Source organism: Streptomyces sp. NPDC056503 (genome assembly GCF_042794995.1).
GTDB lineage: Bacteria > Actinomycetota > Actinomycetes > Streptomycetales > Streptomycetaceae > Streptomyces.
The window spans coordinates 1-4,981 of sequence record NZ_JBHTST010000240.1 but is presented as its reverse complement, the minus strand read 5'-3'; the positions used below and the strand labels follow the sequence as shown (position 1 = coordinate 4,981).

4 protein-coding genes and 1 pseudogene are annotated in these 4,981 nt (G+C 60.0%); 3 read left to right on the top strand and 2 right to left on the bottom strand.

Features of this window, described 5'->3' with window-relative positions; translation table 11 throughout:
- Window positions 1-537 precede the first annotated feature (537 nt).
- From ACFQ8C_RS36445 to ACFQ8C_RS36435, 3 genes and pseudogenes are all read left to right on the top strand, one after another.
- A pseudogene (locus ACFQ8C_RS36445) lies at window positions 538-1,165 on the top strand (transposase family protein).
- 619 nt (window positions 1,166-1,784) lie between these two features.
- Window positions 1,785-3,017 carry a protein kinase gene (locus ACFQ8C_RS36440; protein ID WP_383466175.1) on the top strand — a complete coding sequence of 411 codons (1,233 nt, stop codon included), beginning with the start codon at window positions 1,785-1,787 and terminating at the stop codon, window positions 3,015-3,017.
- 120 nt (window positions 3,018-3,137) lie between these two features.
- A complete protein-coding gene (locus ACFQ8C_RS36435; RefSeq protein ID WP_383466174.1) occupies window positions 3,138-3,944 on the top strand; it encodes an IS5 family transposase in 807 nt (268 codons plus the stop codon).
- A 198-nt stretch (window positions 3,945-4,142) separates the two neighbouring features.
- Here the strand turns inward: ACFQ8C_RS36435 and ACFQ8C_RS36430 are convergent, their stop codons facing one another.
- Window positions 4,143-4,508 carry a hypothetical protein gene (locus ACFQ8C_RS36430; RefSeq protein WP_383466172.1) on the bottom strand — a complete coding sequence of 122 codons (366 nt, stop codon included), beginning with the start codon at window positions 4,506-4,508 and terminating at the stop codon, window positions 4,143-4,145.
- Window positions 4,505-4,981, bottom strand: a 477-nt coding sequence (locus ACFQ8C_RS36425; protein ID WP_383466171.1) for a hypothetical protein, incomplete at its 5' end; no start/stop codon positions are given. The genes ACFQ8C_RS36430 and ACFQ8C_RS36425, both read right to left, overlap by 4 nt.

Genomic DNA, 4,981 nt, shown 5'->3' with positions numbered 1-4,981 from the left:
CCAAGCAGCAGAGTGCCGAGCAGCAGGTCTCAACGCATCAACAACTGTCCCTTTTCATCCGTACGCGGGTGGGGACGTTCACGTGTACGCCGACACCAGCTACGCGACATGCGGGAAACCGCCCGAGCGCGCCTGAAGGCGAATGGTTGGGAGCCCGACTCCAACGACGCCAGGCCCTGTTTTTCCTGCCCGTGCCCCGACTTGCAAAGCGACGCTCAGGGGAAGTGCAAACGAGGCGGCTGCGGTCACCCAATCAATGACCACAACCTACCCAGGTGAAATTTGAGGGTTGAGGACCATCGCAACGAAAAGAGGCGCTAAGAAATTTGGCGGTGCTGGGTACGCTGTCGTTCACGGCTGGGACCGTTGAGCGGCTGGCGCCGGGACGAGTTGTGCGAGCTGCTCCGGCGGGTGGTTTCGGGGGCGAACGCCCTCCGAGCAGTGCCGGTTGCCGAGTGAACCTCTTTCATCCTGTGCTGATGGGTGAAATGGGCTGGTCAGCGGGTGTGGTGACGAGGCAGGGCCCTCGTCGTTGGCGTGGTGATTCCACTCATCACACCGGCGACCGAAGGGGCCCTTTTGGTTCCGTATCCTGCCACGCTTGACGTCCTGCATGAGCTCGTCGAGCATGTTGCCTGGCTGCTGCACGAGCACGGCCTGGCCCGCAGCATCCGCTGGCGCAATCTCGGCTGCTTCAAACAGGCGTTGCTCACCCTCGTCCACCTGCGGAAGAACAAGAAGTTTTCGCAGCTTGGAGCGGGTTTCGGGATATCGCAGGCCACCGCCTGGCGGTACGTCGACGAGACGCTGGACATCCTGGCCGGCTGGGCACCCGGTCTCCATGAAGCGCTCACCGGCCTTGGTGAAGGCAGCCACGTCATCGTTGACGGCCCCTTGATCCCCATCGACCGGATCCGCTCCGACGAGCCGTACTACTCGATGAAGCACCGCAAGCACAGCCGTGAACGTGCAGGTCGTCGCCCGTCCCGAGGCGCACTACCAGCAGTTCAACCGCGACCACGCCAGACTCCGGGCACCTGGTGAACGCGCCTTCGCCCAGCTGAAGTCCTGGCGACTGCTCCGACGAGCCGGATGCTTCACCAGGCGCATCGGCACCATCGCCCAAGCCGTCCCCACACTGCTGACCTGCAACTATTCAGAATGAAAAAGGTTCAGTGTGCTCCATATGGGCGTCAGCCATTCGCTGAGACATACGGTTCTAGAGTTGTGCAGTTCTCGCGTTTCGAGAAAGATGGCTTCAGGACAAACCTGATTCGAGACGGGAGATGTCATGTCGGGCAGGGTTTACGAGATGGTGGAGCGTGCCACGAAAGACCCTCTGTACGCAGAGGAACTCAAGGCGAAAGCCTTGAGAGCGGCAAAGAGCGGGCCTGGGACGGACACGTGGAACGACCTGCTGCGTGAAATCGCCAGAACCCCTGAGGAATTGGAGGCCTTGCAGGCGAGCCCGGCGGCCGGCACACAAGGGACAGTCTGGACCACCACGACAATTACCACCACCACAACGAGCACATGCACCGTCTCAACCACAACCACAACGACCACGATTATGTGAAGGTTCAATGATGGCGCTTGACTCACCAGTCAATCCCGCCGCGATCGGTAATCGGCATGCGCAACTGGCGACGCCGATTGAACGACGCTGGGAGAGCTTGGCCAAATGCTTTTTGCCCTTGGCGCCTCAAGGTTCAGCCTGGCGCTATAGCCGAGCTCCCCAGTCAACAGACCCCGACCAAGGCTGGAAGCTTCACGTTACGGCGACCGTGAAGACGGCTTGCAGAATTCTCGAAGCTGTTGGCCCGGCGTTGACTGGCCTGGGAGTCCTGTTTAAGGCGCCAACGAATCTACTCGAGCTGAGAAAACTAAACTGCGGCCTCTTCTACGGGACGTCACAGATTGGCAAGTTCCTCACTGTTTACCCCGTGGATTCCAACCAGGCGCTAGAGCTAGCTTCGCTCCTCGACCAGCTCACACGGCGCATTCCAGGGCCGAAGGTTCCATTCGAGCGCCCATATAGGCGCGGAAGTCGCGTCTTCTATCGATATGGGTCATTCGATAGTCTGGAAACAACGGTTGACTCGGTGAGAGTCCCTGCGCTTAGGGCGCCAAACGGAGAACTTGTCCCCGATATTCGCGACGATCCAGACTTCGAGCCGCCTTGGGCTTCAAATCCATTTCCACCCACTAAAAATCGGGGTTCCAAAAAGAGCGCCTTCCGAACTCGGTATCTAGTCTACGAAGCTGTCACTCAGCGTGGCAAAGGGGGGGTTTACAGGGCTCTCTGTATGGACGCGGCACCCATGATGCGATGCGTAATCAAGGAGGGAAGAAGGAATGGCGAGACGGACTGGGATGGAACGGACGGCAGGAGAAGGGTCCTAGCCGAGTCTGAGATCTTGGGAGAGCTGGCGAAGGGTGGCGTGTCCGCGCCGGAAGTTTTCGATATCTTCACAGAGGGTGGAAATCTATATCTTGCACTTGAGGACGTTGGGAGAATGGACCTAGAACACCTGATTCGTGAATCGCCGGCCACGGTGGAGGAATCACTTCTCTATGCGGCAAAGGTGGCTGGGCTTGTCAGCGGAATCCACGAATGTGGATTGGCTTGGCGGGATTGTAAGCCTCGCAACGTGGTGGTGGGCGAATCCATGCAATTCTATGCTATTGATTTCGAGGGCGCCTGTCGTATTGACGCAAAAGATGCCCTACCGTGGGGAAGCGAAACATACCTAGCTCCTGAGTGGTCGGACCCTGCTGCAAACCTTGAGAAAGTCGATCTGTTTGCCCTTGGAGTCACTTGCTATCAGATTCTTGCCGGGGGTCGAACTCTCGGTATGACCCTTGAAGAGATCAAACGAGTGCCACTTGGGCGACGGCGGCGCCACATTCCACCTGACGCCCGGCGGTTGGTCGCGTCCCTACTTGACCACGACCCCAAACATAGGCCGTCAGCCTTCGACGCAGCTGCACTCCTCGATCAGCTGGCTACGGCGTGACGTTCACTCCAACGGAAACATTCCTCCATGGCACACACTGAGCCTCTTTCATCCTGTGCTGGAGGGTGAAATGGGCTGGTCAGCGGGGGTGGTGACGAGGCAGGGCCCCTGGTCGTTGGCGTGGTGATTCCACTCATCACACCGGCGACCGAAGGGGCCCTGTTGGTTCCGTATCCTGCCATGCTCGACGTCCCTCATGAGCTCGTCGAGCATGTCGCTTGGCTGCTGCACGAGCATCGTCGAACCCGCAACACCCGCTGGCGCAAGCTCGGCTGCTTCGACCAGGCGCTTCTCACGTTGGTGCACCTGCGGAAGAACGAGACGTTCTCGCAGCTCGGAGCGGGTTTCGGTATATCCCAGGCCACCGCCTGGCGCTACGTCGACGAGACCTTGGACGTCCTGGCCGGCTGGGCACCCGGCCTCCACGAAGCCCTCACCGGCCTTGGCGAGGGGGAGCATGTCATCGTTGACGGCACCCTGATCCCCATCGACCGGATCCGCGCGGACGAGCCGTACTACTCGATGAAACACCGTCGGCACGGGATGAACGTGCAGGTCATCGCCCGTCCCGACGGCACACCACTGTGGTTCTCCCGCGCGACACCCGGCCGCACCCACGACCTGACCGCGGCCCGCGCTCACGGCATCGTCCAGGCATGCCTCACCAGGCAGATCCTCGTCCTCGCCGACCGCGCCTACCAGGGCGCCGGCGCCACCTTCCGCACCCCCTACTACCACCACCGCGAACAGCCCGAGCACTACCAGCAGTTCAACCGCGACCACGCCCGGCTCAGAGCCCCCGGCGAACGTGCCTTCGCACAGCTGAAGTCCTGGCGCATCCTCCGCCGCGCCCGATGCTCTACCCGACGCATCGGCACCATCGTCCAGGCCGTCCACACGTTGCTGACCTGCAGCTATTCAGGATGAAAGAGGCTCACTGAGCCTCTTTCACCCTTTCTGGCGGGTGAAAGAGGCTGGTCAACAGAGGGGTGGTGAAGAGGCCGGGCCCCTCGCCGTTGGCGTGACAATGGAGTCATCACACAAACGGCGAGAGGCCCGGTCTCTTCACTACACACCCGACCGGCTCCTTTCATTCAGAATGAAAGGAGCCGGTCTTGCCGTGGGCTAACTCACGACTTCAAAGAATACCTTCTTTGCCGTGACCTTGCCCGATAGCGTTGCGGCTTCGAATTCAAAGACGCAGTCTCCCAGACTGTCGAATGCATAGAAGAGTTCTCGGTTCTCTGGAAAATCGAGATCGACCAGACGGATTGCCAATTCTCGAACTTCTGCGAAGCGAATCCGAAAGTGAGTCCCCTTCTCGACCAGCCGGAAATCGAGCGAGATTTCTCCCGGCTTTTCATCGACTCCGAGAAAATCGGCGAAGTTGTGGACGTCTACGTACCCGAGAGGCGTGTCCTCGCAGTCAATGATCTCACTTCCGATTCGCCACGGGCGCATTCCGTAGAATTCGGTAGATTCGTTCATCATCGTCGCAGGTGCCGCCAGACTCTGTAGAGATCGCCCCAGCCCATCGACTTGACGTTGTTCCGTTCAGGCTTGCCCCATCCGGTACGCGACCTGTCGTTCCTGGACTGGTACATCTTGTGGGGTGTAGCAACATAGCCTCTCCCCTTGACGTAGTGCGCCTTCCCCACGAGGTCGTAATGCCACTGCCCTCGACTGTTCGGGATCGTCACACGGGAGCGCCCTCCATTGTATCGCCTGGAAAGCCATCCACCGAACGCCGCCTTAGCGCGGTAGTTCCAGGCTCCCGCCTTCTTGCGAAGCCAGCGATAGCCGCTCTTTACCTTACCCCAGCCCTTTCGGACCATGTTCCAGCCCCACCTGAGCTTTTTCCAAAACTGACCGGTGAGGTCGTATTGGTTGATGGGGTCGCCGGGGTAGCCGTAGGCGTTGGCGCCGCCGCCGTAGATGGGGTCTGCGGTGAGGAAGCGGCCGGT